Below are 24,225 nucleotides of genomic sequence, written 5' to 3'. Positions count from 1 at the left end.
AGAAGGACATGACATGACCGATTTGACCGGACGCCACCTGATTGCAGGCGAATGGACCGCCGGCGGGGAAACCTTCCAGTCCGCCCCCGTGACCGGGGACCCCGTCACCGTCCACTGCGGCGGCAAGGCCGAAGTCGACGCCGCCATGAAGGCCGCGGAAGAGGCCTTCCTGACCTACGGCTGGACCTCGCGCGAAGAGCGCGCCAAGTTCCTCGAGGCCATCGCGGACGAGATCGAGGCACGCGGCGAGGCCCTGACCGCCGCCGGCACCTCCGAGACCGGCCTGCCCGAGGCGCGGCTCAACGGCGAACGCGGCCGCACCACCGGCCAGCTCAAGCTGTTCGCAAGCCACATCCGCGACGGCGCCTATCTCGACCGTCGCCATGACGAGGCCCTGCCCGACCGTCAGCCCGCGCCTCGCCCCGATCTGCGCATGATCGAGCGCCCCATGGGCCCGGTGGGCGTCTTCGGCGCCTCGAACTTCCCGCTGGCCTTCTCGACCGCGGGCGGCGACACCGCCTCCGCGCTCGCAGCCGGCTGCCCCGTGGTCTACAAGGGCCACCCCGGCCACCCGGCAACGGGCGAGATCGTGGCCGACGCCATCCGCGCCGCCATCGAAAAGACCGGCATGCCCAAGGGCACCTTCGGCTTCGTCCAGTCCAACACGACCGAGGCGGGCGAGGCGCTCGTCACCCATCCGCTGACCCGCGCGGTGGGCTTCACCGGCTCGTTCCGCGGCGGCAAGGCGCTCTTCGATCTGGCCATGTCGCGCCCCGAGCCGATCCCCTTCTTCGGGGAACTCGGCGCGATCAACCCGGTCTTCGTCATGCCCGCGGCCCAAGGCGCCCGCGGCGGCGATATCGGCACCGCATGGGCGGGCTCGCTCACCATGGGCGTGGGCCAGTTCTGCACCAACCCCGGCATCGTGGTGCTGCACCCCGGTGACGGCGCCGATGCCTTCGTCGACGCGGCCCGCGCAGCCCTCGAAGAGGTCGGCCCGCAGCCCATGCTCACCGATGGCGTCGCCTCGGGCTACCGCAAGGGCGTCGAGGGCATCGCCAGCGTCTCGGCGGTCAAGGAGCACCTGCGCAAGGACTGCTCCGACCGTCAGGGCGCCCCCGCGATGTTCGAGGTCTCCGGCAAGGACTGGCTTGCCCACCCCGAGCTCTCCGAGGAAATGTTCGGCCCCGCCGGCATCGTCATCCGCGCCGCCTCCGCCGACGAGGTGATGCAGATCGCGAAAGAACTCCACGGCCAACTCACCTGCACCCTGCAGATGGACGACAGCGACGTGGACACCGCGAAACCGCTGGTTCCCGTGCTGGAGCGCAAGGCCGGCCGCCTGCTGGTCAACGGCTTCCCGACGGGCGTCGAGGTGGCCGACAGCATGGTCCACGGCGGCCCCTACCCCGCCACGACCAACTTCGGCGCAACCTCCGTGGGCACCCTGGCCATCCGCCGCTTCCTGCGGCCGGTCTGCTACCAGAACATGCCCGAGGCGCTCCTGCCCGAAGACCTCCGCGGCTGAGCCTTCTCGCCACACCGCTGAAACAAACGCGCCCCCGCAGGACACTGCGGGGGCGTTTTCATGTCGGGCTAAAAGCACATGATACTGGGAAAAGCGCAGAGCCGCGCATCGCAGCCGCGCGTGGTGGCGATCCCGACCGATGATCATCTCGCTTCATGGCAGCCAAGTCCAAAAGACCTCGACACGACGCACCCAGCTTAACCAAATCGCCGCCGCGTGGGGACGCGGTCATTCCGGAGGCATGCTTCCAGCATGACATTGCGCGGCGGCCTTCAGCCTTGATCCCGCGCAGGGACTCCGCGCTCTCCCGCCCGGAACGAGGGGCGTCAGCCCCGTCGGGCGAGCGGCCTACGCCTGCCCCACCAGCTCCTTGGCCATCATCATGTGCACGCCCTTGTTGCCGTTCACCGTCTGCGTCACCCGCAGATCCCCCGCCAGAGAACAGAGCATGTAGGCGTCCTCCCGGCTCAGCCCCGTCAGATCCACGATCCAGCCGATCATGTCCCGCAGTGCCATCTCGGCGCAGATGTCGAGCGAGGGATGCATCCCCATCGTGATCAGGTGCCCCGGCGTCTCGGCCCTGGGATACGCCCAAGGCAGATCGCTCCGCACCGTCAGGCGGAAGGTCCCGCGCAGCGCCGTCTCGATCGCGGTGATGCAGACCTCGCCATCGCCCTGCGCCCCGTGTCCGTCACCGCAGGAAAACAGCGCGCCCTCCGCCTGCACCGGCAGGAACAGCGTACTGCCCGCCACCAGCTCCTTGTTGTCGAGATTGCCGCCGAACCGTCGCGGCTGGATCGTCGACACGCGCCCCCAGCTCGCAGGCGGCGCCACGGCCATCACCCCGAAGAAGGGCCGCAATGGCAGCTCCAGCCCCCAGGACAGCCGCGCCACACCCGCCTCAGCATCCAGCGGAATGGTCACGCAGCGGCCCTCGTCGAACTCCTCGCGCAGCGTCCCCGCCAGCGGGCGGATCACATTGTACCCCCAGTCCTGCCGCAGCGCCACGTCGAGGATATCCACCTGCAGCACGTCCCCCTGCCGCGCCCCGCGCACCGCCACCGGCCCCGTCACGATATGCCCGCCCATGGCCCGCTCGGCCCGCGCATGCACATCGTAAAGCTCCGGAGGCACGTGGAACCCCGCGGGCGGCAGCACCTCCGGCGCCCCCGAGACCGTGTCGATCACCACGACATCGCCGCTGCCCACCTCCAGCACCGGGGCCCGCGCCGCGTCGAAGAACCCCCAGGCGCAGCTCTCCGCGCCCGCCGCCAGGTACGCGCTCATGCCCCCACCGGCAGCCGGCTCTCCACCAGTTCCACCCAGTAGGAACAGCCCGCCGGGATCGCCTCGTCGTTGAAATCGTACTCCGGGTGGTGAACGCTCGCGCCCCCGCCGTTGCCGACCTGGATATAGGCCCCCCGCCGCGCCAGCAGCATGTAGGCGAAATCCTCGCCCGCCATCAGCGGCGGGCTGTCCGTCTCCACCTCAGGGGTGATCCGTTTGGCCGCCTCCGCCGCGAATCCCGCCTCCTCGGCGTAGTTCACCGTCGCCGGATAGCCGTTGTGATACTCGATCACCGCCTCCGCCCCGTAGACCGCCGCCCCGTTCGACACGATCTCGCGGATCCGCCCCTCGGTCAGCTTGCGCAGCTCCGGATCGAAACTCCGCACCGTGCCGCGCAGCGTCACCGTCTCGGGGATCACGTTGTAGGCATCCGTCGCCGTGCGAAAGCTGCACACCGACACCACCAGCGACTTCAGCGGATCGGCGCTGCGCGACACCATGCTCTGCAGGCTCATCACGATGCCCGAGGCCGCCAGCGTCGGGTCGATGCACTCGTGCGGCCGCGCCGCGTGCCCGCCACGCCCCTTGACCGTGATGTCGAAGGTATCCACCGCCGCGTACATCGGCCCGGGGTTGATCGAGAAACTCCCCACCGGCTTGCCCGGCGCGTTGTGCATCCCGTAGACCTCGGCGATGTCGAAGCGCTCCATCATGCCGTCCTTGACCATGGCATCGCCACCGCCACCGCCCTCCTCGGCGGGCTGAAAGATCACCGCGACGCTGCCCGCGAAATTCCGGCTCTCCGCCAGGTACTTGGCAGCCCCCAGCAGCATCGCCGTATGCCCGTCGTGGCCACAGGCATGCATGACACCCGGCGTTTCCGAGGCATAGGGCTTGCCGGTCGCCTCGTGGATCGGCAGCGCGTCCATGTCCGCCCGAAGCCCCACCGTCCGGCCCTCGGCCCTGCCCTTGATGAGCCCCACGACCCCCGTGCGCCCGATACCTTCCACCACCTCGTCACAGCCGAACTCCCGCAGCTTCTCGGCCACGAAGGCGGCGGTCCTGTGCGTCTCGTAAAGCAGCTCCGGCATCCGATGCAGATCCCGGCGCCACCCGGTGATCTCCTCGTGCATCTCGGCAAGACGGTTGCGGATAGGCATGACAGGCTCCTTCGTGTCCGGTGTTTGGACGGATACTGCGAGGGGCGGGCGAGGAAATCCAGAGGGGGTGGAGCGCAGGCGACGTCGCGAGAGGCCATGCGCCCGGGTTTTGACCGGCTGCCGAAGCCAGTCAGCACTGCGGACTAAGCTCACGGAAGGATCCCGGTTCAGAGCCGCGCATGGCGGCCGCGCGCGGTGGCGATCCGGACAGCGGATCCTCTTGGTTTATGCTCGCAAGGTCAGGACGACTTCGACACGAGGCACTCAGCGTCACCAAATCGCCGCCGCTTGGGGGCGCGGCTGCGATGCGCGGCGGCACTGCGTGCCTTGATTCCGCGCCGGGGCTTCGCGTTTAACCGATCGCTTGGAATCCGGTGCAGACCTTCGTCTCAGACTCGACAGATGACCTACGACGGGCCTTAGTCGACGCTCAAGCTTGGTACGAGGCATGCCCGATCCCGGCCTTATGCGGACATGTGGACCCGGCGCATGACTTGGCTGGTCCCAGCTTGCCTCCGCCCTTCGGATGCCCGCCCGAACGCATCGCGCAACTGGGGCAACGCGCTCACTTCAAGGCGAGTTTCTCGTGGTGATGCCCAAAGAGTAAGGTTACTCTGCGTGACCTCTGGGTGGTCACATCATTAAATTGCGAATTAAAAGCGGGAGGAAAATTTGTCCAACGCGTCGGTATTCTGGATTTGCACCTGCCTGATTTTGATCGTCGCCTTTTTGATGATCTACCTCCTTTCTCTCAAGCTTCTGGTTGATCCGAAAGTTGCCTTAGCGGCACCTGGAATATCGCGGGACCTGAGAGAATGGCTTTCAGCGTTTGGTGGATACGCGGGTGCGCTGGCAGCGCTCGCTGCTGCCGTAATCTCGGTCTCGATGATATCCCGTCAAATCTCAACAGCCTCAGACCAGCACCTAGAAATGATGAAATTTCAGGTACACGGTGCCTTGGTCCAAGCTCAGCAAGTGCAGAGTGCAGCAAGTGTCGCACACGGGAATGTCGTACAGCTACTGGATTCTACAGTGAACCGAGACGAAGAGCTAGTCGACGGAGAACTGGAGTCCTTCTCGCATGTCGCTGAAGAAACTAGGAAGCAGATAATCGAAACGCGTTTGACGGAAAACGTGTACGATACTCAAGGGCGTCGCCCCGCATTTGGTAGCTTCGAGGCGGCGCTGGAGAGCTGGATATCGGCCGTGGCCACGGTTCGTCAGGTCTCGAATGAAGATGCTGAAACGGGTGAAAGCCGGCGTCAGATGCTTCGCCGTTTGAGCGGGCCCCTCGTAACTCTAGAACTAGAACTGAGGGGCGTTGAAACGGATTCTGCTGATTTCATCAGGCGATGGAGTCACCTATCGCCCTAAATTGCCACCGCCTGGCACCCCTTCGCTCCCCTCACCCGGGCCGAACGCCACGCCGAACACCTGCCACCTCCCCAGCCCAAACGCCACCTTTCAAATGCCCCCTTCCCAAGCCGTCCCGCGCGGGGCATTCCTAATTTTCGGTAAACCTTGGAAGCTAACCTCTTGAAAGAAAAGGGATCGAAAAATGTCCCGGCCCGGGACACCTGAAGTGCCCCGGCGGCCTTCCGTCCCCGAGATCGCTTGCAACCGGTCCCCCAGCCGATAAAGCTGGCGGCAGGAGGCGCTCGGAGATCCCATGACCGAAAGCAGACTGGACGACGCGGCCCGCGCCGCTTGGCTGGCCTATATCGGCGGGCTCAAGCAGGACGAGATCGCCCGGATCATGGGCATCTCCCGCCAGTCCGCCCAGCGCCTCGTCTCGCAGGCCATGGCGGCCGGGCTGGTCAAGGTCCGCATCGACCACCCCGTCGCCCGCTGCATGGATCTCGCCGCCCGGATCGAGGCCCGCTTCGGCCTCTCCCTCTGCCGCGTCGTCCCCTCGCTGCAGTCGCCCGAAGCCTCGGGCCTCGCCGTCTCCCACGCCACCGGCGACCTGATCGAGGCCCACCTCTCGCGCGACGAACCCCTCATCATCGGCCTCGGCACCGGCCGGACCCTCCGCGCGGCGGTCGAGCACATGCCCCACCTCGACGGCGGCCAGTGCAAGATCGTCTCCCTCACGGGCAACATCTCCCCCGACGGCTCCACGGCCTTCTTCAACGTCCTTTTCACGATCGCCGACAAGGTCCGCGCCGCCACCTATCCCATGCCCCTGCCGGTCATCGCCGCCAGCGCCGCCGAACGCGATGCCCTGCTGAACCAGAAGACCCTCGCCACCACCCGCGCCCTCTCGCTGCGGACCGACGTCCGCTTCGTCGGCATCGGCCCCATGGGCGACGCCGCCCCCCTGCTCGTCGACGGCTTCATCACCCAGGACGATCTGGACCGCCTCCAGAGCAAGGGCGCCGTGGGCGAGATCGTCGGCCACGTCTTCGATGCCCACGGCGCCCTCCTCGACGACGAGATCAACACCCGCGTCAGCAGCGTCGAGATGCCAAGCGATCCACCCGCCCAGACCATCGCCGCCGCCAACGGCCCCGCCAAGATCGCGGCGATTCAGGGGGCCCTCCGCGGCCGCAGGATCACCGGCCTCATCACCGACGAACGGACGGCCGAGGCGCTTCTCGTCTGATCCCCTGAAGTCGCTTCGGAATCAAAAAGGTATCGGACTCTCCGCGGCCAATGCTGCAGGGCAGAGACGAATTTGGTTGACCAAGCCTTACCGGATATGAGTAATTGCGCATGAGCTTGGCATTTGCTCAAACGGGAGGACTACAATGCAACCGACTTTCCGCGCCCTTCTGGGTGCTACCGCGCTGACGGCCGTTGCCGCCGCCGCGCAGGCGCAGACCGTGACCATCGCCACCGTGAACAACGGCGACATGATCCGCATGCAGGGCCTGACGCAGGACTTCACCGAGCAGCACCCCGACATCGACCTCGAGTGGGTCACGCTGGAAGAGAACGTGCTGCGCCAGCGCGTGACGCAGGACATCGCCACCGGCGGCGGCCAGTTCGACGTCATGACCATTGGCAACTACGAAGTGCCGATCTGGGCCAACCAGGGCTGGCTCACGCCGCTCGAGAACATGCCCGAGGGCTACGATGCCAACGACATACTGCCCGCCATCGCGGGCGGCCTCTCCGTCGACGGCACGCTCTACGCCGCGCCCTTCTACGGTGAATCGGCGATGGTCATGTACCGCACGGACCTCGCCGAGGAAGCGGGCGTCGAGATCCCGGACCAGCCGACCTGGGCCGACATCAAGACCGCCGCCGAGGCGATGACGGACGAGGAGAACGAGATCTACGGCATCTGCCTGCGCGGCAAGGCCGGCTGGGGCGAGAACATGGCCCTCATCACCGCCATGTCGAACTCCTACGGCGCACGCTGGTTTGACATGGACTGGCAGGCGCAGTTCGACAGCCCCGAGTGGGAAGCCACCCTTACCGACTACCTCGACCTGATGACCAACTACGGTCCTCCGGGCGCCTCCTCCAACGGCTTCAACGAGAACCTCTCGCTCTTCCAACAGGGCAAGTGCGGCATGTGGATCGACGCCACCGTGGCGGCCTCCTTCGTGACCGACGAAGACGAGTCCACCGTCGCCGACAGCGTCGGCTTTGCGCAGTTCCCAAACAAGGAAGGCGTCGACAACCGCGGCAACTGGCTCTGGTCCTGGAACCTCGCCATCCCCGCCTCGAGCGACGCGACCGAAGCCGCCAAGACCTTCGTCGCCTGGGCGACATCCAAGGGCTACACCGAGCTCGTGGCCGAGGAAGAAGGCTGGGCCGCCGCACCTCCGGGAACGCGCACCTCGCTCTACGAGAACGCGGAGTACCAGGAGGCCGCGCCCTTCGCCGAGATGACGCTGAACCAGATCAACGCCGTCGACACGAAGAAGCCCTCGGTGCAGGAAATCCCCTACACCGGCGCCCAGTTCGTCGCGATCCCCGAGTTCCAGGGCATCGGCACCGCCGTCGGCCAGCAGTTCTCGGCAGCTCTCGCGGGCCAGACCGACGCGGAAACCGCGCTCTCGAACGCGCAGCGCGCGACCCAGCGTGAAATCGATCGGGCCGGCTACACCGACTGATCGCCAGACGACGGGACGGCACGTCCGTCCCGTCCAACCAGCGCGGGGGCGCGCTCCAACGCGCCCGCCATTTCCGACCCGACGACCAGACAAGGGGCCATCCCATGGCAACCAAGGCCTCCCGCGCCGCCGCGCGGGCGATGATCTCACCTTCCGTGATCCTGCTGCTGGGATGGATGCTCATTCCCCTGCTGATGACGATCTACTTCTCCACGCTCCGCTACAACCTGCTGATGCCGGGCAACAATCCCTTCGTGGGATGGGAGAATTACACCTACTTCGTCACCGACCCCGCCTTCGCGACGGCGATCTGGAACACGCTGCTGCTCGTGGGGGGCGTGCTGCTCATCACCGTGGTGGGCGGCATCCTCCTGGCGCTGCTTCTCGACATGCCCATGTGGGGCCAGGGCGTCGTGCGCATCATGGTCATCGCGCCCTTCTTCGTCATGCCCACCGTCTCGGCGCTGGTCTGGAAGAACATGTTCTTCAACCCGGTGAACGGCCTCTTCGGGCACATCGCCAAGGCCCTCGGCCTCACCCCCTTCGACTTCCTCAGCCAGGCGCCGCTCGCCTCGATCATCGGCATCGTGAGCTGGCAATGGCTGCCCTTCGCGACGCTCATCCTGCTGACCGCGCTGCAGTCGCTCGACAGCGAACAGCTCGAGGCCGCCGAGATGGACGGCGCGGACCCGGTCAATCGCTTCGTCTTCATCATGCTGCCGCACCTCGCGCGCGCCATCACCGTGGTGATCCTGATCCAGACCATCTTCCTGCTCTCGATCTTTGCCGAGATCTTCGTGACCACCAGCGGCGGCCCGGGCGATGCCTCGACCAACCTGACCTACCTCATCTACCAGGAAAGCCTGCTCAGCTTCGACGTGGGCACCGGCAGCGCCGGCGGCGTGATCGCTATCATCCTCGCCAACATCGTCGCCATCTTCCTGATGCGCATGATCGGGAAGAACCTCGATGCCTGATCCCATTCGCAGCTTCTTCTTGGCCCAAATACTCCCGCCGGAGGCCCCCGCGGCCCGCAAGGCCCGCGCCCTCCCAGCAAAGCGAGACATCTGACCATGGCCCGCGCCGTCACCCCCCGCCGCAAGATGCTCAACACCGCCGTTGCCTGGATCATCGGCCTGCTGATCTTCTTCCCGATCCTCTGGATCGTGATCCTCTCCTTCAAGACCGAGGGGGACGCGATCCGCACGCCGCTGGGCGTGCTCACCTCAGGCTGGACTTTCGACAGCTACAGCGTCGTGCAGGAACGCTCCGACTATTTCCACCACTTCTGGAACTCGGTGATCCTCTCCGTGGGATCTACCGTGCTCGGCCTTGTCATCGCGGTGCCCTCCGCCTGGGCCATGGCCTTCGTGCCGGGCAAGCAGACCAAGAACGTTCTGATGTGGATGCTCTCGACCAAGATGCTGCCGCCGGTGGGCGTGCTGATGCCGATCTACCTGATCTGCCAGAGCCTCGGCCTGCTCGACACGCGCATCGCGCTCACGCTGATCCTCATGATGATCAACCTGCCCATCATCATCTGGATGCTCTACACCTACTTCCGAGAGATCCCCGGCGATATCCTCGAGGCCGCGCGCATGGACGGCGCGGCCCTGAAGGAAGAGGTGCTCTTCGTGCTGCTGCCCATGGCCGTGCCCGGCATCGCCTCGACGCTGCTGCTCAACATCATCCTCGCCTGGAACGAGGCTTTCTGGACGCTGAACCTGACCGCCGCCAACTCGGCGCCGCTCACGGCCTTCATCGCCAGCTACTCCAGCCCCGAAGGGCTCTTCTACGCCAAGCTCTCGGCCGCCAGCACCATGGCCATCGCGCCGATCCTCATCATGGGCTGGTTCAGCCAGAAACAACTCGTCCGCGGCCTGACCTTCGGCGCGGTGAAGTAAGGAACACGACACATGGGACGCATCACGCTCGACAAGGTGACCAAGAGCTTCGGTGAGGTTCAGGTCATTCCGCCGCTGGACCTCTCCATCGAGGAAGGGGAATTCGTCGTCTTCGTCGGCCCCTCCGGCTGCGGCAAGTCCACCCTCCTGCGCCTGATCGCCGGGCTCGAGGACACCACAAGCGGCCACATCCGCATCGACGGCGAGGACGCCACCGACCTGCCACCCGCCAAGCGCCGGCTGGCGATGGTGTTCCAGAGCTACGCGCTCTACCCGCACATGACCGTGCGCAAGAACATCGCCTTCCCCATGCGCATGGCCAAGCTCGACAAGGCCGAACAGGACCGTCGCGTGGAAGAGGCCGCCCGCGTGCTCAACCTCACCGACTACCTCGACCGCCGGCCGGGGCAGCTCTCGGGAGGCCAGCGCCAGCGCGTCGCCATCGGCCGCGCCATCGTTCGCGAACCCGCGGCCTTCCTCTTCGATGAACCGCTCTCGAACCTCGACGCGGCCCTGCGCGTCGGCATGCGGCTCGAGATCTCGGAACTGCACGAACGGCTCAAGACCACGATGATCTACGTGACCCACGACCAGGTCGAGGCCATGACCATGGCCGACAAGATCGTGGTGCTGCAGGCCGGCGAGATCGAGCAGGTCGGCAGCCCGCTCGACCTCTACCGCACCCCGCGCAACCGCTTCGTCGCGGGCTTCATCGGCTCGCCCAAGATGAACTTCATCGAGGGCAACGCCGCCAAGCAGCACGGCGCCGAGACCATCGGCATCCGCCCCGAGCACATCGACATCACCGAGACCGGCGAATGGAGCGGCACCGTGGGCGTCTCCGAGCACCTCGGGTCGGACACCTTCTTCCACGTCCACGACACCGGCCTCGCCGACGTCATGACCGTCCGCGCATCGGGCGAAGTGGGCTACAAGCACGGCGACCGCATCCATATGACGCCGCGACCGGACATGCTGCACCGTTTCGACGCGTCGGGGCTGCGCATCGCGTGAGCCCCGGACACAGGCACCGCTGAGGCAATCCCTCGCCCCGCCGGCAACCGGCGACTCCCTCTCCCCGCGGGGGAGAGGGCCGGGGTGAGGGGGACGTTCACCGAACAGAAGGCACGACCGATGGCCATCAAGCTTTCACTCGACACCCTCGACCAGCTTCCCGACCGGGTCGCGCGCCCGCTCTACCAGCGCAGCGACCTGAGCCCGGGAATCCTGCATTTCGGCGTCGGCAACTTCCACCGCGCCCACCAGGCCATGTACCTCGACCGCCTCATGAACGCGGGCCGCGCCTACGATTGGGCCCTCATCGGCGCCGGTGTCTTCGAGGGTGAGCGCAAGGGCCGCGAGGTCCTGCAGAAGCAGGACTGGCTGACCACACTTGTCGAGCAGGAGGCCGACAGCAGCACCGCGCGCGTCCTCGGCAGCATGGTCGACTACGTCGAACCCGCCGACGCCCGGGCCATCGTCGCGCGCATGGTGCAGCCCGACATCCGCATCGTCTCGCTCACCATCACCGAGGGTGGCTACTTCCTCGACTCCGACGACAACTTCGACCCGACCCACCCGATGATCGTGGCCGACGCGCAGGAGCCCGAGACCCCTGAAACCGTCTTCGGCATGATCCTCCTCGGCCTTCAGGCACGGCGCGAGGCGGGCCTCGCGCCCTTCACCGTCATGTGCTGCGACAACGTCCCCCACAACGGCGACGTGACCCGCCGCACCCTGACTGGCCTTGCCCGCCTTTCCGACCCGGACTTCGCCGACTGGATCACCGAGAACGTCGCCTTCCCCAACGCCATGGTCGACCGCATCACGCCCGCGACCAGCGACCGCGAACGCGCCATGCTGCGCGACGAGTTCGGCGTCGAGGACGGCTGGCCCGTCTTCTGCGAAGACTTCACCCAGTGGGTGCTCGAAGACAATTTCCCCCTCGGCCGCCCGCCGCTCGAAGAGGCCGGCGCCCAGTTCGTCAACGACGTGACCCCCTTCGAGATCATGAAGCTACGCATCCTCAACGGCGGGCACGCCACCATCGCCTACCCCGGCGGCCTGCTCGACATCCACTTCGTGCACGAGGCCATGGAACACCCGCTGATCCGCGCCTTCCTGCGCAAGCTGGAAGAGACCGAGATTATCCCCACGGTGCCGCCTGTCCCCGACACCGACACCTCCGAGTATTTCGACCTGATCGAACGCCGCTTCTCGAACCCCAAGATCGGCGATACAGTCCGACGTCTCTGCCTCGACGGCTCCAACCGGCAGCCCAAGTTCATCGTCCCGGTCATCCGCGACGCGCTGAAGGCCGACAAACCCGTCTCGGGGCTTGCCCTCGAAAGCGCGCTCTGGTGCCGCTACTGCGCCGGCAAAAGCGACAGCGGTGCCGAGATCGCGCCCAACGACCCCAACTGGGACGCCCTGCAAGAGGTCGCGCTGACGGCGAAAGACAACCCGCAAGCCTGGCTCGACCAGAAGGCCATCTACGGAGCCCTCGGCCAGGAACCGCGCTTCGCCGAACCCTTCGCCAAATGGCTGGGCAAGCTCTGGTCCGACGGCACCGCCAGGACTCTGACAGACTACTTGGAGCAGGACTGAGGCGATGACCGGCGCGCGGCCCATCGGCCTCGTGATCTTCGATTGCGACGGCGTGCTGGTCGACAGCGAACCGATCTCGCTTGCCGTGACACGCGAAGTCCTGAGCGAACGCGGCTGCCGCTTGACCGAGAAGGAGGGTTACGCCCACCTTCTCGGCCGGTCGCTTGGCACGATCGCCGCCTGGCTGCGCGACGAGCGGCAGGTCGAACTGACCGAGCAGGATCTCTTTTCGATGCGGGAACGCCTGCTGGCGCGCTTTGGTACGGAGCTCGCCCCGATCCCACATGTGGCCGACACGGTCTCCGCCCTTCCCTGGCCCGTCTGCGTCGCCTCTTCAAGCCAGCCCGAACGCATCGCCCGCTCGCTCGAGGTGACGGGTCTGCTTCCGCTCTTCGCCCCGCATCTCTTCAGTGCGACCATGGTGCCCCGCGGCAAACCCGCGCCAGATCTCTTCCTTCACGCCGCCCGCAAAATGGGCGTCCCGCCCGAGGACTGCGTCGTCATTGAAGACAGCCCCGCCGGAATCAAGGCGGCCAGGGCCGCGGGGATGCGTGTCGTCGGCTTTCTCGGTGGGGCGCACGCCGGCCCCGCCGGCCTGAGAGAGGCGGTTGCAAATCTCGGCCCCATGGCCATGATCGCGGACATGGAGGAGTTACCCGCGCTTCTGCGTCGGGCCTCGGCCGGAACGGGGTAAGCCAATGGCCGAATTTGTCTGCGCCGTCGATGTCGGCACGCGCAGCGCGCGCGCCGGGATCTTCGCAAGCGACGGCACGATGCACGCGCGCGAAATAGCGCCATTGTCGCTGCACGAGGGTCCGAGACAGCGTGGGGAATACAGCGCCTCCCAGATCTGGGAGGCAATCTGCACCGCGATCCGGGCGGCTTGGAAGACCGCTGACCTCGCCCCCGATGCCATCGGCGCCCTGGCCTTCGACGCGACCTGCAGCCTCGTGCTCCGGCGCGCCGACGGCAGTCCCTTGCCGCTTGGTCCCGAGGGAAGCGACACCATCGCTTGGTTCGACCATCGCGCAATCGAGGAAGCCGCGGCCTGCACCGCCGCAGGCGGCCGGGTGATCGAAATCCAGGGCGGCGCCATGTCGCCCGAAATGCAGACGCCGAAACTGCTCTGGCTCAAGCGCCACCGCCCCGACCTCTGGCGCGACCTCGCATATGCCGGAGATCTGTGCGACTGGCTTGCCCTTCGCGCCACCGGCCAGGCGACCCGCTCGCTTTGCGCCGCATCGGCCAAGTGGCCATGGCGGTCCGACAGCGGCTGGCAGAAGGGTTTCCTCGCACAGCTCGACCTGCAGGACATGCCCGGGCGCGCGGGCCTGTGCACGCCTTCCGCGGTCGGCACCTCGGCCGGTCAGCTTACCGCGCAGGCCGCCTCCGAGACGGGCCTGGCAGCAGGCATCCCCGTGGCCGTCGGGCTCATCGACGCCTTCGCGGGCGGGCTTGGCGCTGTCGGGCTTTTCGATCGCGAAGCAGCTGCGGGCCAGTGCACGCTTGTCACCGGCACGTCGAGCTGTCTCATGGCACTCGGCGCCGGCCCCGAGTCGCGAGCCGGCATCTGGGGCCCCTATCCCGGCGCCATCCTGCCCGACCTGAGGGTCAGCGAGGGCGGCCAGTCGGCGGCTGGCGCGTTGCTCGACCACATCCTCGCCACCTGGCCCGGCGGAGACCACGAACATGCGCCCGTTCTCGACCATCTCGAAACGCTGCTGGCACGCCACGGTCCCCGACTCGGCGAAGAGATCCACATCCTTCCCGACCTCGCGGGAAACCGTGCCCCGCGCTCGGACCCGCTCGCCCGTGGGGTCATCAGCGGTCTGACACTTGATCGCGGCTTCGACGCGCTCTGCACGCTCTACTGGCGGGCAGCCGTTTCCCTTGCGCTCGGCGTGCGGCAGATCCTCGGCCACATGGGATGCAGCACCCCCGAAGATCCCATCGCCATGACGGGAGGCTTCGCGCGTAGCACCCTGCTGACGCAGCTTTTCGCGGACGTGACGGGCCGACGCGTGCTCTGCCATGCGGACCGCGATCCGGTGCTTCTTGGCACCGCCAGCGCGGCCTTCTGCGCGATGCAGCCGGGCACCTCTCTGGAAGAAACCGTCCGCCGGATGACGGGGACGACGGTCAGCTTCACGCCCGATCGGGCCGCCGACCGGCAGTACGCCCGCGATTTCCGGATCTTCCAGCTGATGCAGGCCCAACGGTCCGAGATCGTGCAACTTGTCGAACAGGCATGAGTGCGCCTCAGGTGCCGGCACCGCTGACCCGGCTCCAGACATCCTGGTAGACGGTCTCCAGCGTATCCAGCGCCTCAGGCAGGTTCTCTTCCGCCAGCATCATGAAGAGCTTGGTGCATTCTTCCGAGCTGGCATGAGGGTGCCTTGTATTCTCTGCCCCGTCACCCTGAAGGATCTCGCGCAGGCGCCGTGCCGAGAATTCATCTTTGTCGAGGACGCTGCGTCCCTCCAGCGGCTCCGCCGACAAACGCTCAATGACCGTCGGGTCTCCGGTCAGCATCACGATCCGGGCCCCCTGGCCAAGCCCGGTCGTCATCATCTCGTCAGCCAGCTGCGCGCCGTAGCCGTCCGGCAAATGATTGTCGAGGATCACCACGTCAAAATCCTTCATGCGCAGTGCCTCGCGCGCCTGGAGCAGGGTCAGCGCCTCGTCCAGTTCGACATCAAGGCGCGTCTTCTCGATGGCGCGGCTCACCTGAAGCCTGTCGATCATGTCGTCCTCGACGATCAGGATGCGGATTTTCTTGCTGGGCACTTCCATCTGGACACCTCGTGCGGATCAACTCGGTCTGGCGTCGACCTGGGACACGGTCGTCGGTCGCTCGGTGGGGCTCGACCCCGCGAGGGCAAAGCCCAGCGGATCGGCTTCGGGCTGCGCCAGCGGAAGCCGGATCCGGATCGTCGTTCCGGCACCAGGCTCGGACTCGCACCAGATCCGCCCGTGGTGGCGCTCGACGATCTTGCGGCAGGTCGCGAGGCCCAACCCCGTCCCCTCGACCCCCTGGGTCGTCGGAGCCCGGCGGAAGGGTTCGAAGACCCGGTCGACGAAGTCCGGCGGGATGCCGATGCCATGGTCGCTCACGGAAATCAGGACATGCGCCTCGCCATCGGCTTGCGCCGAGATCGCCACATCCGGCGGGGCATCCCCAGCGTACTTGATCGCGTTCGAAACGAGGTTCTGCAGCAGTTGCGCAAGCTGCGGTGCGCTTCCTTCGACTCGGTGCCCGCGCAGCTCCTGCGAAATCACGCAGCCGCTTTGAGCTATCTCTTCCCGCAGGGCCAGCAGCGCGGTATCGACAACATCGGAAATATCCGTTTTTTCGAGTTCCACGCCCCGATCAATCTGGATGTGCGCCGCAAGAGAATCCACCATGTTCCGCATCTTTTCGGCGGACTTCTGAAGCAACCGAAGCGTTTCCCCGACCTCCGCCATTTCGCCCGACGCGATATCCTCGGCAAGTTCGCCCGACAGGAAATTGACGGCCCGGATCGGCGCCTTGAGATCGTGTACGAGCACGCTTGCGAAGACCTCCAGTTCTTCGCGCTGCGCTCGAATACGTGCCTGCAACCGCACCTTCTCCAGCGTGCGCCACACGATCCGATGCAGCGACGCGACGCTCAGTGACTGCTTGGGGATGTAGTCGGCGGCGCCGCCCTGGATCGCACTTTTCGCGATCTCCTCGTCCCCCTTCCCGGTGAGCATGATGATGCCCGCGTCCGGCCAGCTGTCTCTGAGACGGGGCAGAAGCTCCAACCCATTGCTCGTGGGCAGCATATAATCAACCATCACGATATCCGGCGGCTTCCCTTCCCAGCCGAGCAGCTCGGATGCATCCGCCGCTTCGCGCACCGAGACTTGTGGCAGCACCCTTCCCAGGAGCCGCCGCACGAACTTGCGGTCTCCCAGATCGTCGTCAAGGACAAGGATGCATGCCTCCGCCATGGTCACCCCCCGGTCCCGCCCACGACCTTTGGCAGGACCACGATCTCGGAATAGCGCTCGAGCGCCTCGATCAGCTTGTGGAACCCGCGTCCGACGGCATCCTTGCGAATATACCCGGCGACGTTCCTGTCATAGGCGCAATTCACGTCGAACTGGTTCCCCGAGGTCGTCAGCACGAAGACGACAGTCCGCCGGATCCGCGGATCGGATCGGAGCTCGGCAAGGAACTCGTGCCCGTTCATACGCGGCATGTTCACGTCGAGCAGGAGCAGGAATCGCCGGTCCCGGGCTTCCGTGCTACGCAGAAAATCCAGCGCCTGCACCCCGTCCTTCACGCGTACCAGCGGCGCGCCGATGTCTGCCTTGCCGAGCGCCCGTCGCAACGCCCTGGCATCGCCATCGTCGTCCTCGATCAGCAACAGCTCTGGGCGAGGCTGCATGAGGGCCTCCGTATTATCCTGATTGAAGATCAGCCCGAATTCGCGAGAGCTCATATCGCGCCCTCCTCGTTTTGGAGCCCGGTGACAACCGACGCCCTCTCGAAAAAGGCCACGAGTTCCAGGCAGAAACTTTCGAGTACGGCCCGCGCCCCGGTCACAGCGACCTCCGGATCGGAGCAAAGCTTCAGCGTACGGCGCAGCATGGCACAGGTCATCAGCCGGAGCGGCGGGCTCATGGCGGTATCAAGGCGCCTGACAAGCTGGCGGAGCCTGTCGCGGCGCCGCTCCCCGCAATCGAGGCTCGAGAGGAGCAGCTGCCGTTCCAGTGAATTGATCAGTGACTGTCCGAGGCTTTCAGGGCGAATCCGATCCTTGACCAGATAGTCCGCGCACCCCGCCCGGATCGTGGCCGCCATTATCTCGGGCGTCTCGACGCTGGTGACCATGATCGCAATGGCCCCCTCCTGGTCGGGGCGGGCGAAGATGAGGTCCAGAGCTTCCCGGCCCGTGGCAAGGCCAAGGTGATAGTCCACATAGATCAGATCGAACCGCCTTGCCGACAGGTTGGCGGCAAGGCCCTCCAGATCCTGCGCCTCGTGGAAATCCGCTTGCAGCCCGGCCCGATTGATAAACTTGATCAGCCTCCGCCGGTCGGTCTCGTCGTCTTCGAGCACCAGCACGACGAGGGCAGTCCCCGGGATATCCGGGGTCAGCTCCGCTGATCTACGCCCTTCGTCGCTCATGTCACCCCCGTCCCCTGAGAACGGGGCCCGTCTTGTCCACTACGCTCCCAGTGCTAGCCCGAAGGGGTTAAGCGGACGCTTAGGACGACCTACGGAGAGGAGCCAAACCCTTAGAATGCGTCGTATTTTTGCATCTCCGCAAACCGCGCGAGCGGCTATACTGCCGGCCCGAGCGGAGTGTTTCCCCCGATGACAAAGATCAGATCCAATCGTCTCGGCACCGCCTCGCTTCGGGCCCGCATGGTGGCTCTTGCCGTACTGATCTCGGCTCTGTCGGTCATCTGTCTCGGTGCAGCGAGCTATCTGATGACGCGCGACGTGGAACAACGTCACCTCGAGCTTGAACTGGAGCGGCGGCTCGACCGGATCCGCGCCCAGTTCGACGCGGAGATGACGAGGATTCTGCAAGAGATGATCCTTCTTGCGAACGTTCCACCGGTTCAGGGACTTGCCCGCACGCTCTCCGGCGATCCGGTCGATCCGGCGGACGGAAGCTCCACCGCCGCGGACTGGAAGTCGCGCCTCGCCGCGATCTTCACGTCGGTCCACGAGGTACGCCCTGAGTATGTCCAGCTCCGGCTCATCGGCCTGACCGATGGCGGGCGCGAGCTCGTGCGGGTCGACAAGCGCGGCAGTACGATCGTCAGGATCCCTGAGGCCGAGCTTCAGCAGAAGGCAGGCCGGGACTACGTCCGTGTCGGCGCCCGACTGGCCCCCGGCGAGATCCATGTCACGTCAGTCGAATGGAACCGCGAAAACGGCCGAGTCACGGATCCGCGGATCGCGGTGATCCGCTACGTGCTGCCGGTCTTCGACGCCGACGGAAAGCGCTTCGGCATGGTCGTCATCAATGTCTCGGCCGGTCACATGATCCAGAAGATCACGCGGTCCGTGCCGCCGGGGCGCACGGTGCTGCTACTCGACGGGAACGGAGGCGGCTTCATCCAGGAACCGGGTGGCCGTGGCACACAGATTCTGATCGACAGGCTACCTCCATTCAGCCCGTCCATCCTCGAGGCGATCGAGCACGCAAGCGCCACGCCCCAGATCAGGCATGCCGACGGCAAGATTCTCGCCGCAACCACCCTTGACCGGGTGCGGCCCGGCGGCTCCACGCTGCACCTCGCCCTCATGACGGACGCCCGTGAATTTGCCATCGGCGCGCGCCGTACCTCCACCATCATCCTGCTCGCGGGTATCGCCACGACGCTGGTGGCCGCCGGTCTGGCGCATCTCGTCACCAACCGGCAACTGCGCCCCCTGCTTGCCTTGAATTCCGAGATACGGGCCGCCGAGGCCGCGATGCGCCGACCGGACCTGCCCAGGGACCGCGCGGACGAAATCGGGCAGCTTGCCCGAAGCTTCGGCCGCCTCCTGGCCCGCATCTCCGAGCAGAACCAACCTGCGCGCACCGTCTTCGACGAAGTCCGCGACAGCGTGCTGGTGATCGGCGCGGACAACACGATCGAAGACGCGAACCAGGCGGCGACACGGCTCTTCGGCCGCCCTCGGGACGATCTGGTGGGCACCAGCTTCTGCACGCTCCTGGTGAATACGGGTCGCCCCCCGGCTGCATGCGAGTCATGCGCCGGACGCTTCGGGCCCTGCCAGGGGACCATCGACGGGGCGCATCGGAACAGCAGCTTCTTCGAACTCGAGGCCATCCGGCGGAACGGCGAGCACTTCCCGATGGAGATCTCGGCCAGCACGATCGAGACCGGCGGCCGCAAGCGCCGCATCTGCATCATGCGCGACATCACGGACCGCAAGGCCGAGGAAGCCGAACGCGCGAAGCTGATCGCCGACCTCCAGGCCTCGAACAGCGAACTCGACACCTTTGCCTACGTCGCCTCTCACGACCTCAAGGCACCGCTGCGGGTGATCCACAACGCCGCGGACTGGATCGAGGAGGATCTCGACGGCACTCCGAATGAGGAAATGCTCGAGAACCTCGAGATCCTGCGCAGTCGCGCGGACCGTATGCAAAAGCTTCTGGATGCCCTGTTCGAGCACGCCCGCATCGGCCGCAAGCGTGGGGACACGCCCTCCGAACTTGTGACCGGCGCCGATCTCGAAGAGGAACTTCGCACGCTTCTCACCGTGCCGGACGGTTTCGAGCTGACATTCGATGAGGGTTTCCGCGGGCTCCGCATTTGCCGGCTTCCGCTCCAGCTCGTTCTGCTGAACGTCATTTCGAACGCCCTCAAGCATCACGATCTCGATCAGGGCTGCGTCCGCGTGGAAGCGCGTGTTTCCGGCACCATGGCCGAGGTCCGCGTGACGGACGACGGTCCCGGCATCGACCCGGCCTACCACGACCGGATCTTTGGCATGTTCCAGACGCTTCGCGCCCGCGACGAGATCGAGGGCAGCGGCATGGGGCTCGCCATCGCACGCAAGCACGTCAAGCTCGCCGGGGGCGAGATCACGGTGCGCTCGGTGGCGGGCGAGAGGGGAACCTGCTTCGTGATCATCCTGCCGCTGGCCGAAGACGCGGCCCGGCCCGCAGCGGCCTGAAGAAGGCCCCGCGCGTTCAGAAGGCTCTTGATTTCGCCCCGAGGACGCGCAGGATCTCGGGTCCCTTGAAATCGTTCTTGGTCCAGATCTCCAGCACGTTGCAAGCCTTTGCCTTGGCGTAGAGAAAGGGCGAAGGCCAGTCGCTGACGATGACAACCGGCAGCCGCTTCCACTCGGGATGCGCCGCGAGTTCGGCCACGAAATCGGCCCCGCGCCCGTCGGGAAGCGTATTGTCCAGGAAGACGAAAAAGATGGCGCGCGTTTTCAGTATCTCGCGCGCCTCGCGGAGCGACTTGGCAAAGATGAAGTTCTGCCCCTCGCATTGCCGGGTGACGACGCGGCGCATCATCGCGCGATCCGTTTCTGTATCCTCGACGATCAGGCAGCGTTCGGCATCGGTGTTCATGCGTTCCAGATCCTGAAAGACGTAAGGTTCCCGCACTTCTATCGCACGCCCCCCGTTTAGGATTGTTTAACATCCGCCAAGCCCAGCCCGAAGGCGATCCGCGCCTCCGCCTCGGCCATGCGCGCGGGAAGCAGGGCCCGCCACTGCGCCATGGCGCGGTCCGTGCGGACATCGTGCCCCGTCATCCGGGCGGCGAGCGTGGCGCTTACGGCACACCACCCGGCTCGCAGCGCCCCGTCTGCCGCGTGCAGCCTTGCCTCTGGCGATGCATCGCGCAAGCGCGCCGCCACGGCGCGCAGCCGCTCCATCATCTCCTTCGTCAGGGCATCCCGCGACAACTCCGCGGCTGCCCTTGCGGCAAAACCCTCCAGTCCGCGGCCCTCTTCCTTGATCAGCCGCCGCAACAGGAAATCCTGGGCCTGCATGCCTGTCGTGCCCTCGTAGATCGTCATGATGCGCGCATCGCGGTAGTGCCGCTCCACCGGCCATTCCCGTGTATACCCCGCACCCGCGAAGACCTGTATCGCGCCGCTCGTGCTGGCCGTCCCCAGCTCTCCGCCAAAGGTCTTGACCAGAGGCAGAAGAAACGCCGCCCGGGCCGTGGCGCCGTCATCACCCCGGTGCGCCTGCTCCAGCGTCACGGCGGTTTCCAGTACCAGCGCCGTCAGCAGCACCGCGTGGGCATCGAGCACGGCAAGCTGTCGCTGCACGTCCGGGTGGGCCTCGATCGGCGTCGGCGGCCCGGACGGGTCCCCGCCCTGTCGGCGTTCCGAGGCATAGTCCCGGGCAAGCCGCGCGCATTCCATCGCGATCCCGGCGCCTTGCGTGCCCACCTGAAGCCGCATCAGCTCGATCATCCCGAAAAGCTGTGACAGCCCCCGCCCCGGCGCACCGATCAGCGTGGCCTCGGCGCCGTCGAACCGCAGAACGCAGGTGGGCGAGCCATGCAGACCCAGCTTTTCCTCGATCCGCTCGACGGAAATCCCGTTACGCGCCCCGTTCTCGTGCAGGTCCGGGACGAGAAAAAGCGACAGGCCGCGTGATCCTTCCTCAGGCGTCCCGGTCCGCGCGAGCAGCAGATGTCCGATCCGGTCGGCCATGTCGTGGTCGCCGAAGCTGATCCAGCACTTGGTGCCCTCGATGACCCAGCGCTCCCCCTCGCGGCGGGCCCGCGTCCGGATCCGCCCGACGTCGGACCCCGCGTCGGGCTCCGAGATGCAGATCGTCGCCGTCCACTCTCCGGATGCGATCCGGGGAGCCCACTCGGCGGCCAGTTCCGGTGCGGCGCCGGCCAGCAGGTGCGCCCCGGCCCGCGAGGATCCGAGCGCCATCATGAACGGAAGCGCGGCACCTTCCATCGGCAGGGTCGCGGCAACGTGCACCGGCAATGGCAAGCCCATTCCGCCAAGATCGGGCGACAGGTCAGTGCCGATCCAGCCATCGTATGCCAGTGCCCTGTAGGCCGCCTTGTAGCCCCCGGGCACGATCACGCGCCCGCCCTCGAGGCGGCACCCCGCGGCATCGGCCCGTGCGGCAAGCGGCGCAAGATCGTTGCGCGCCCGCACCTCTGCCGCCTCGAGGATCTGGGACAGCGCGACATCATCGAGCCCAGCCGCCTCGGCCTGCTCCGCCCAGCCCGGTGTCCGGGCCAGCACCGCTGCAATCAGTCCTGCGCTCATGCGTGCTCCAGCGCGATCACCCGCGGATCTTCGCTCCAAAGCGCATCGACAAGGTCCGAGCGGTGCCGCAGCACTGCGCGCTGATTGATCGATCCCTTGTCGGTCACCTCGCCCTTGTCGAAGTCGAGCGGCACCGACAAGAACATCATGCGGGTCACCCGACTGGACGATCCCGTGGCCGCCGCGGCATGCGCCGCAAGCCGCTGCGCCGCCTCGTGGCGCACCTTGGGATGGTTCAGAAGCGCCTCGCCGCGCAGGCTCGTCCCAGTCAGATCCCGCAGCGCGTCCCAGTTCGGCACCACCAGCGCGCCCAGCTCGATATGCCCCTCGCCCGCGATCACCACGTCCGATGCAAGCCCGCCAAGCTGGTTGGTCAGCTGCGCCCGCAACGGACCGACCGCCACCCAGGTGCCGGAGGCCAGCTTGAAGTTCTCGGCCAGCCGTCCGTCGAAGACGAACCCTTTCGAGGGGTCCCCGGGCACCGCAAACCTGAAAGCGTCTCCGAAGCTGTAGAAACCCTCCTCGTCGAAGGCCTCTGCCGTCAGTTCGGCGTTACCCCAGTAGCCCGGCGTGACCGAGGGGCTCTTCACCCGCCCCTCCAGCTTGTCGCCCTGCGGCACCAGTTTCAGCACCACCCCGTGCGCCGGCACGCCGAGGTTGCCCGCATGCTCCTGCCGCTCGGTACAGATCAGCGAGAAGGGCCCCGTCTCGGTGGCCCCGAACCCGGTCGTCAGCAATACGCCACCCGGCACCATGTCGTTGGCGACACGCGTGATGCGGTCCCAGACCGGCTGGCTCATGCCCGCACCCGCGTAGAACAGCATCTGCAACCGCTTGAAGAAGGTCTCGCGCAGGGCGTGATCCGTCTCGAACGCATCCAGCAACATCTGAAAGCCCAGCGGGACGTTGAAATACCAGGTGGGCGAGATATCGCGCAGGTTCTCGATCGTCCGGTCGATCCCCTCCGGCGTCGGGCGCCCGTCATCGATGTAGTAGGTCCCGCCGTTGTAGAAGATCATGTTGAAGACCTTGTTGCCGCTGGCCGTGTGGTTCCAGGGCGCCCAGTCGACAACGACGGGCGGGGTCTCCTGCATGAAGGTAAAGCACTGCCGGATGATCTGCTGGTTCGAGCAGAGCATCCCGTTGGTCTGGATCACCGCCTTGGGGGTGCCCGTCGTCCCCGAGGTGAACAGGAACTTGGCGACCGTATCGGAGGTGACCGCCTCATGTGCGGCCTGCATCTCGTCGCTGGGCGGGGTGGCCAGCAGGCTTTCCAACGAAATCGTCTCGCGCCCCGGCACCTCGCCCTCTCGGCAAACAACCGGCACCTCCTTGCCAAAGACCGCGTCGATGCCGGACACGAATTTCGTGACATCCTCGGCAAAGATCAGCCCCGGGGAAAGCTGCTCGGCGATGTCGCGCAGCTTGGCAAAGTCGCCGCCCGCCAGCGCGTAGGCCGGCGCCAGCGCCGCCGATGGCACGCCGACGTGCTGTGCTGCCAGCGCCATGAGGGCATGCGCGATGGAATTGCCCGAGAGGATCAGGACCGGGCGATCCTGCGACAGCCCACGCGCCACCAGCGCGCTCGCGATCGCACGGATGCATGTCGCAGCCTCGCCGTAGCTCAGCCTGATCCATTCGCGACCGGGACCGCGCTCGGCCATCCATGTCCGGTCGGGGTCGGTTTCAGCCCAGTCGAAAAGCGGCTCGGTAATCCGGTCGGGATAGGGCTCCAGGGGGTCTTCCTGCCAGACCAGGATGCTTCCGTCGGGACGTGTCCCGGATCGCACTTTCGAGTCCCAAAGCGGGACTTCGACCTTCGCTTCGGTCATGTCTCCTCCTGCATGCCTTGGCCGCGGGGCAGGCTCCTCTTCCCGCCCACGGTTAAGATAACGTTGACTCGAATCATCCG

At 66.3% G+C, this 24,225-nt stretch carries 20 protein-coding genes; 11 read left to right on the top strand and 9 right to left on the bottom strand.

Annotation, left to right across the window (positions count from 1 at the left end; all coding sequences use genetic code 11):
• Nucleotides 1–13 precede the first annotated feature (13 nt).
• Nucleotides 14–1,528 (top strand): aldehyde dehydrogenase (NADP(+)), encoded by a 1,515-nt coding sequence (locus tag C8N44_RS11295; protein WP_107976535.1) that lies wholly within the window; start codon nucleotides 14–16, stop codon nucleotides 1,526–1,528.
• A gap of 348 nt (nucleotides 1,529–1,876) precedes the next feature.
• Here C8N44_RS11295 and C8N44_RS11290 read toward each other — a convergent pair whose 3' ends face one another.
• Together C8N44_RS11290 and C8N44_RS11285 are read right to left on the bottom strand one after the other, a co-directional pair.
• On the bottom strand, nucleotides 1,877–2,815 hold the full coding sequence (locus C8N44_RS11290) for an acetamidase/formamidase family protein (RefSeq protein ID WP_107976533.1): 939 nt from the start codon (nucleotides 2,813–2,815) through the stop codon (nucleotides 1,877–1,879).
• Entirely contained in the window at nucleotides 2,812–3,975 is a 1,164-nt protein-coding gene (locus C8N44_RS11285) for a M20 aminoacylase family protein (protein ID WP_107976531.1), read from the bottom strand. Before C8N44_RS11285 ends, C8N44_RS11290 begins: the two co-directional genes overlap by 4 nt.
• 672 nt (nucleotides 3,976–4,647) lie before the next feature.
• Between C8N44_RS11285 and C8N44_RS11280 the strand changes: the two genes are divergently transcribed.
• From C8N44_RS11280 to C8N44_RS11240, 9 genes are all read left to right on the top strand, one after another.
• Complete coding sequence (locus C8N44_RS11280) at nucleotides 4,648–5,349, top strand: hypothetical protein (protein ID WP_107976529.1); 702 nt, start codon at nucleotides 4,648–4,650, stop codon at nucleotides 5,347–5,349.
• A 295-nt stretch (nucleotides 5,350–5,644) separates the two neighbouring features.
• Nucleotides 5,645–6,580, top strand: a complete 936-nt coding sequence (locus C8N44_RS11275) for a sugar-binding transcriptional regulator (RefSeq protein ID WP_107976527.1) — start codon at nucleotides 5,645–5,647, stop codon at nucleotides 6,578–6,580.
• Between the two features lie 145 nt (nucleotides 6,581–6,725).
• Complete coding sequence (locus C8N44_RS11270) at nucleotides 6,726–8,042, top strand: ABC transporter substrate-binding protein (RefSeq protein ID WP_107976525.1); 1,317 nt, start codon at nucleotides 6,726–6,728, stop codon at nucleotides 8,040–8,042.
• 104 nt (nucleotides 8,043–8,146) lie between these two features.
• Nucleotides 8,147–9,019, top strand: a complete 873-nt coding sequence (locus C8N44_RS11265) for a carbohydrate ABC transporter permease (RefSeq protein ID WP_107976523.1) — start codon at nucleotides 8,147–8,149, stop codon at nucleotides 9,017–9,019.
• Nucleotides 9,020–9,115: 96 nt separating this feature from the next.
• Nucleotides 9,116–9,946, top strand: a complete 831-nt coding sequence (locus C8N44_RS11260) for a carbohydrate ABC transporter permease (protein ID WP_107976521.1) — start codon at nucleotides 9,116–9,118, stop codon at nucleotides 9,944–9,946.
• A gap of 12 nt (nucleotides 9,947–9,958) precedes the next feature.
• Nucleotides 9,959–10,960, top strand: coding sequence for an ABC transporter ATP-binding protein (locus C8N44_RS11255; RefSeq protein WP_107976519.1), 1,002 nt, complete (start codon nucleotides 9,959–9,961; stop codon nucleotides 10,958–10,960).
• Nucleotides 10,961–11,080: 120 nt separating this feature from the next.
• Nucleotides 11,081–12,553, top strand: coding sequence for a mannitol dehydrogenase family protein (locus tag C8N44_RS11250; protein ID WP_107976516.1), 1,473 nt, complete (start codon nucleotides 11,081–11,083; stop codon nucleotides 12,551–12,553).
• A gap of 4 nt (nucleotides 12,554–12,557) precedes the next feature.
• Nucleotides 12,558–13,247 (top strand): HAD family hydrolase, encoded by a 690-nt coding sequence (locus C8N44_RS11245; RefSeq protein ID WP_107976514.1) that lies wholly within the window; start codon nucleotides 12,558–12,560, stop codon nucleotides 13,245–13,247.
• 4 nt (nucleotides 13,248–13,251) lie between these two features.
• Nucleotides 13,252–14,805, top strand: coding sequence for an FGGY-family carbohydrate kinase (locus tag C8N44_RS11240; RefSeq protein WP_107976512.1), 1,554 nt, complete (start codon nucleotides 13,252–13,254; stop codon nucleotides 14,803–14,805).
• Between the two features lie 7 nt (nucleotides 14,806–14,812).
• On the opposite strand, the gene C8N44_RS11235 is transcribed toward C8N44_RS11240, so the two are convergent.
• The 4 genes from C8N44_RS11235 to C8N44_RS11220 are packed head-to-tail and all read right to left on the bottom strand — an operon-like array spanning nucleotide 14,813 to nucleotide 17,711.
• Nucleotides 14,813–15,346: a response regulator gene (locus tag C8N44_RS11235; RefSeq protein ID WP_107976510.1), complete on the bottom strand. Its 534-nt coding sequence runs from the start codon at nucleotides 15,344–15,346 to the stop codon at nucleotides 14,813–14,815.
• Nucleotides 15,347–15,364: 18 nt separating this feature from the next.
• Nucleotides 15,365–16,528 (bottom strand): sensor histidine kinase, encoded by a 1,164-nt coding sequence (locus C8N44_RS11230; RefSeq protein ID WP_107976508.1) that lies wholly within the window; start codon nucleotides 16,526–16,528, stop codon nucleotides 15,365–15,367.
• A gap of 2 nt (nucleotides 16,529–16,530) precedes the next feature.
• Nucleotides 16,531–17,022 carry a response regulator gene (locus C8N44_RS11225; RefSeq protein ID WP_244641066.1) on the bottom strand — a complete coding sequence of 164 codons (492 nt, stop codon included), beginning with the start codon at nucleotides 17,020–17,022 and terminating at the stop codon, nucleotides 16,531–16,533.
• Nucleotides 17,019–17,711, bottom strand: a complete 693-nt coding sequence (locus C8N44_RS11220; RefSeq protein ID WP_107976505.1) for a response regulator — start codon at nucleotides 17,709–17,711, stop codon at nucleotides 17,019–17,021. Before C8N44_RS11220 ends, C8N44_RS11225 begins: the two co-directional genes overlap by 4 nt.
• A 189-nt stretch (nucleotides 17,712–17,900) precedes the next feature.
• Between C8N44_RS11220 and C8N44_RS11215 the strand changes: the two genes are divergently transcribed.
• A complete protein-coding gene (locus tag C8N44_RS11215) occupies nucleotides 17,901–20,228 on the top strand; it encodes a sensor histidine kinase (protein WP_107976503.1) in 2,328 nt (775 codons plus the stop codon).
• A gap of 16 nt (nucleotides 20,229–20,244) precedes the next feature.
• Here the strand turns inward: C8N44_RS11215 and C8N44_RS11210 are convergent, their stop codons facing one another.
• From C8N44_RS11210 to C8N44_RS11200, 3 genes are read right to left on the bottom strand one after another with little or no spacing between them, the layout of a single operon-like run.
• Entirely contained in the window at nucleotides 20,245–20,634 is a 390-nt protein-coding gene (locus C8N44_RS11210) for a response regulator (RefSeq protein WP_107976501.1), read from the bottom strand.
• A gap of 56 nt (nucleotides 20,635–20,690) precedes the next feature.
• Nucleotides 20,691–22,313: an acyl-CoA dehydrogenase family protein gene (locus C8N44_RS11205; RefSeq protein WP_107976499.1), complete on the bottom strand. Its 1,623-nt coding sequence runs from the start codon at nucleotides 22,311–22,313 to the stop codon at nucleotides 20,691–20,693.
• Nucleotides 22,310–24,145, bottom strand: a complete 1,836-nt coding sequence (locus C8N44_RS11200; RefSeq protein ID WP_107976498.1) for a feruloyl-CoA synthase — start codon at nucleotides 24,143–24,145, stop codon at nucleotides 22,310–22,312. Before C8N44_RS11200 ends, C8N44_RS11205 begins: the two co-directional genes overlap by 4 nt.
• Between the last annotated feature and the right edge of the window lie 80 nt (nucleotides 24,146–24,225).

Source organism: Allosediminivita pacifica (assembly GCF_003054175.1).
GTDB classification, from domain to species: Bacteria; Pseudomonadota; Alphaproteobacteria; order Rhodobacterales; family Rhodobacteraceae; genus Allosediminivita; species Allosediminivita pacifica.
This window is presented reverse-complemented; position numbering and strand designations above follow the sequence as displayed.

Coding starts and splice junctions, on each gene's coding strand:
- C8N44_RS11205 (WP_107976499.1), bottom strand. CDS start 22,313: ATGAGCGCAGGACTGATTGCAGCGGTGCTGGCCCGGACACCGGGCTGG.
- C8N44_RS11245 (WP_107976514.1), top strand. CDS start 12,558: ATGACCGGCGCGCGGCCCATCGGCCTCGTGATCTTCGATTGCGACGGC.
- C8N44_RS11255 (WP_107976519.1), top strand. CDS start 9,959: ATGGGACGCATCACGCTCGACAAGGTGACCAAGAGCTTCGGTGAGGTT.
- C8N44_RS11285 (WP_107976531.1), bottom strand. CDS start 3,975: ATGCCTATCCGCAACCGTCTTGCCGAGATGCACGAGGAGATCACCGGG.
- C8N44_RS11290 (WP_107976533.1), bottom strand. CDS start 2,815: ATGAGCGCGTACCTGGCGGCGGGCGCGGAGAGCTGCGCCTGGGGGTTC.
- C8N44_RS11270 (WP_107976525.1), top strand. CDS start 6,726: ATGCAACCGACTTTCCGCGCCCTTCTGGGTGCTACCGCGCTGACGGCC.
- C8N44_RS11220 (WP_107976505.1), bottom strand. CDS start 17,711: ATGAGCGACGAAGGGCGTAGATCAGCGGAGCTGACCCCGGATATCCCG.
- C8N44_RS11295 (WP_107976535.1), top strand. CDS start 14: ATGACCGATTTGACCGGACGCCACCTGATTGCAGGCGAATGGACCGCC.
- C8N44_RS11225 (WP_244641066.1), bottom strand. CDS start 17,022: ATGAGCTCTCGCGAATTCGGGCTGATCTTCAATCAGGATAATACGGAG.
- C8N44_RS11230 (WP_107976508.1), bottom strand. CDS start 16,528: ATGGCGGAGGCATGCATCCTTGTCCTTGACGACGATCTGGGAGACCGC.
- C8N44_RS11210 (WP_107976501.1), bottom strand. CDS start 20,634: ATGAACACCGATGCCGAACGCTGCCTGATCGTCGAGGATACAGAAACG.
- C8N44_RS11265 (WP_107976523.1), top strand. CDS start 8,147: ATGGCAACCAAGGCCTCCCGCGCCGCCGCGCGGGCGATGATCTCACCT.
- C8N44_RS11235 (WP_107976510.1), bottom strand. CDS start 15,346: ATGGAAGTGCCCAGCAAGAAAATCCGCATCCTGATCGTCGAGGACGAC.
- C8N44_RS11200 (WP_107976498.1), bottom strand. CDS start 24,145: ATGACCGAAGCGAAGGTCGAAGTCCCGCTTTGGGACTCGAAAGTGCGA.
- C8N44_RS11240 (WP_107976512.1), top strand. CDS start 13,252: ATGGCCGAATTTGTCTGCGCCGTCGATGTCGGCACGCGCAGCGCGCGC.
- C8N44_RS11275 (WP_107976527.1), top strand. CDS start 5,645: ATGACCGAAAGCAGACTGGACGACGCGGCCCGCGCCGCTTGGCTGGCC.
- C8N44_RS11260 (WP_107976521.1), top strand. CDS start 9,116: ATGGCCCGCGCCGTCACCCCCCGCCGCAAGATGCTCAACACCGCCGTT.
- C8N44_RS11250 (WP_107976516.1), top strand. CDS start 11,081: ATGGCCATCAAGCTTTCACTCGACACCCTCGACCAGCTTCCCGACCGG.
- C8N44_RS11215 (WP_107976503.1), top strand. CDS start 17,901: ATGACAAAGATCAGATCCAATCGTCTCGGCACCGCCTCGCTTCGGGCC.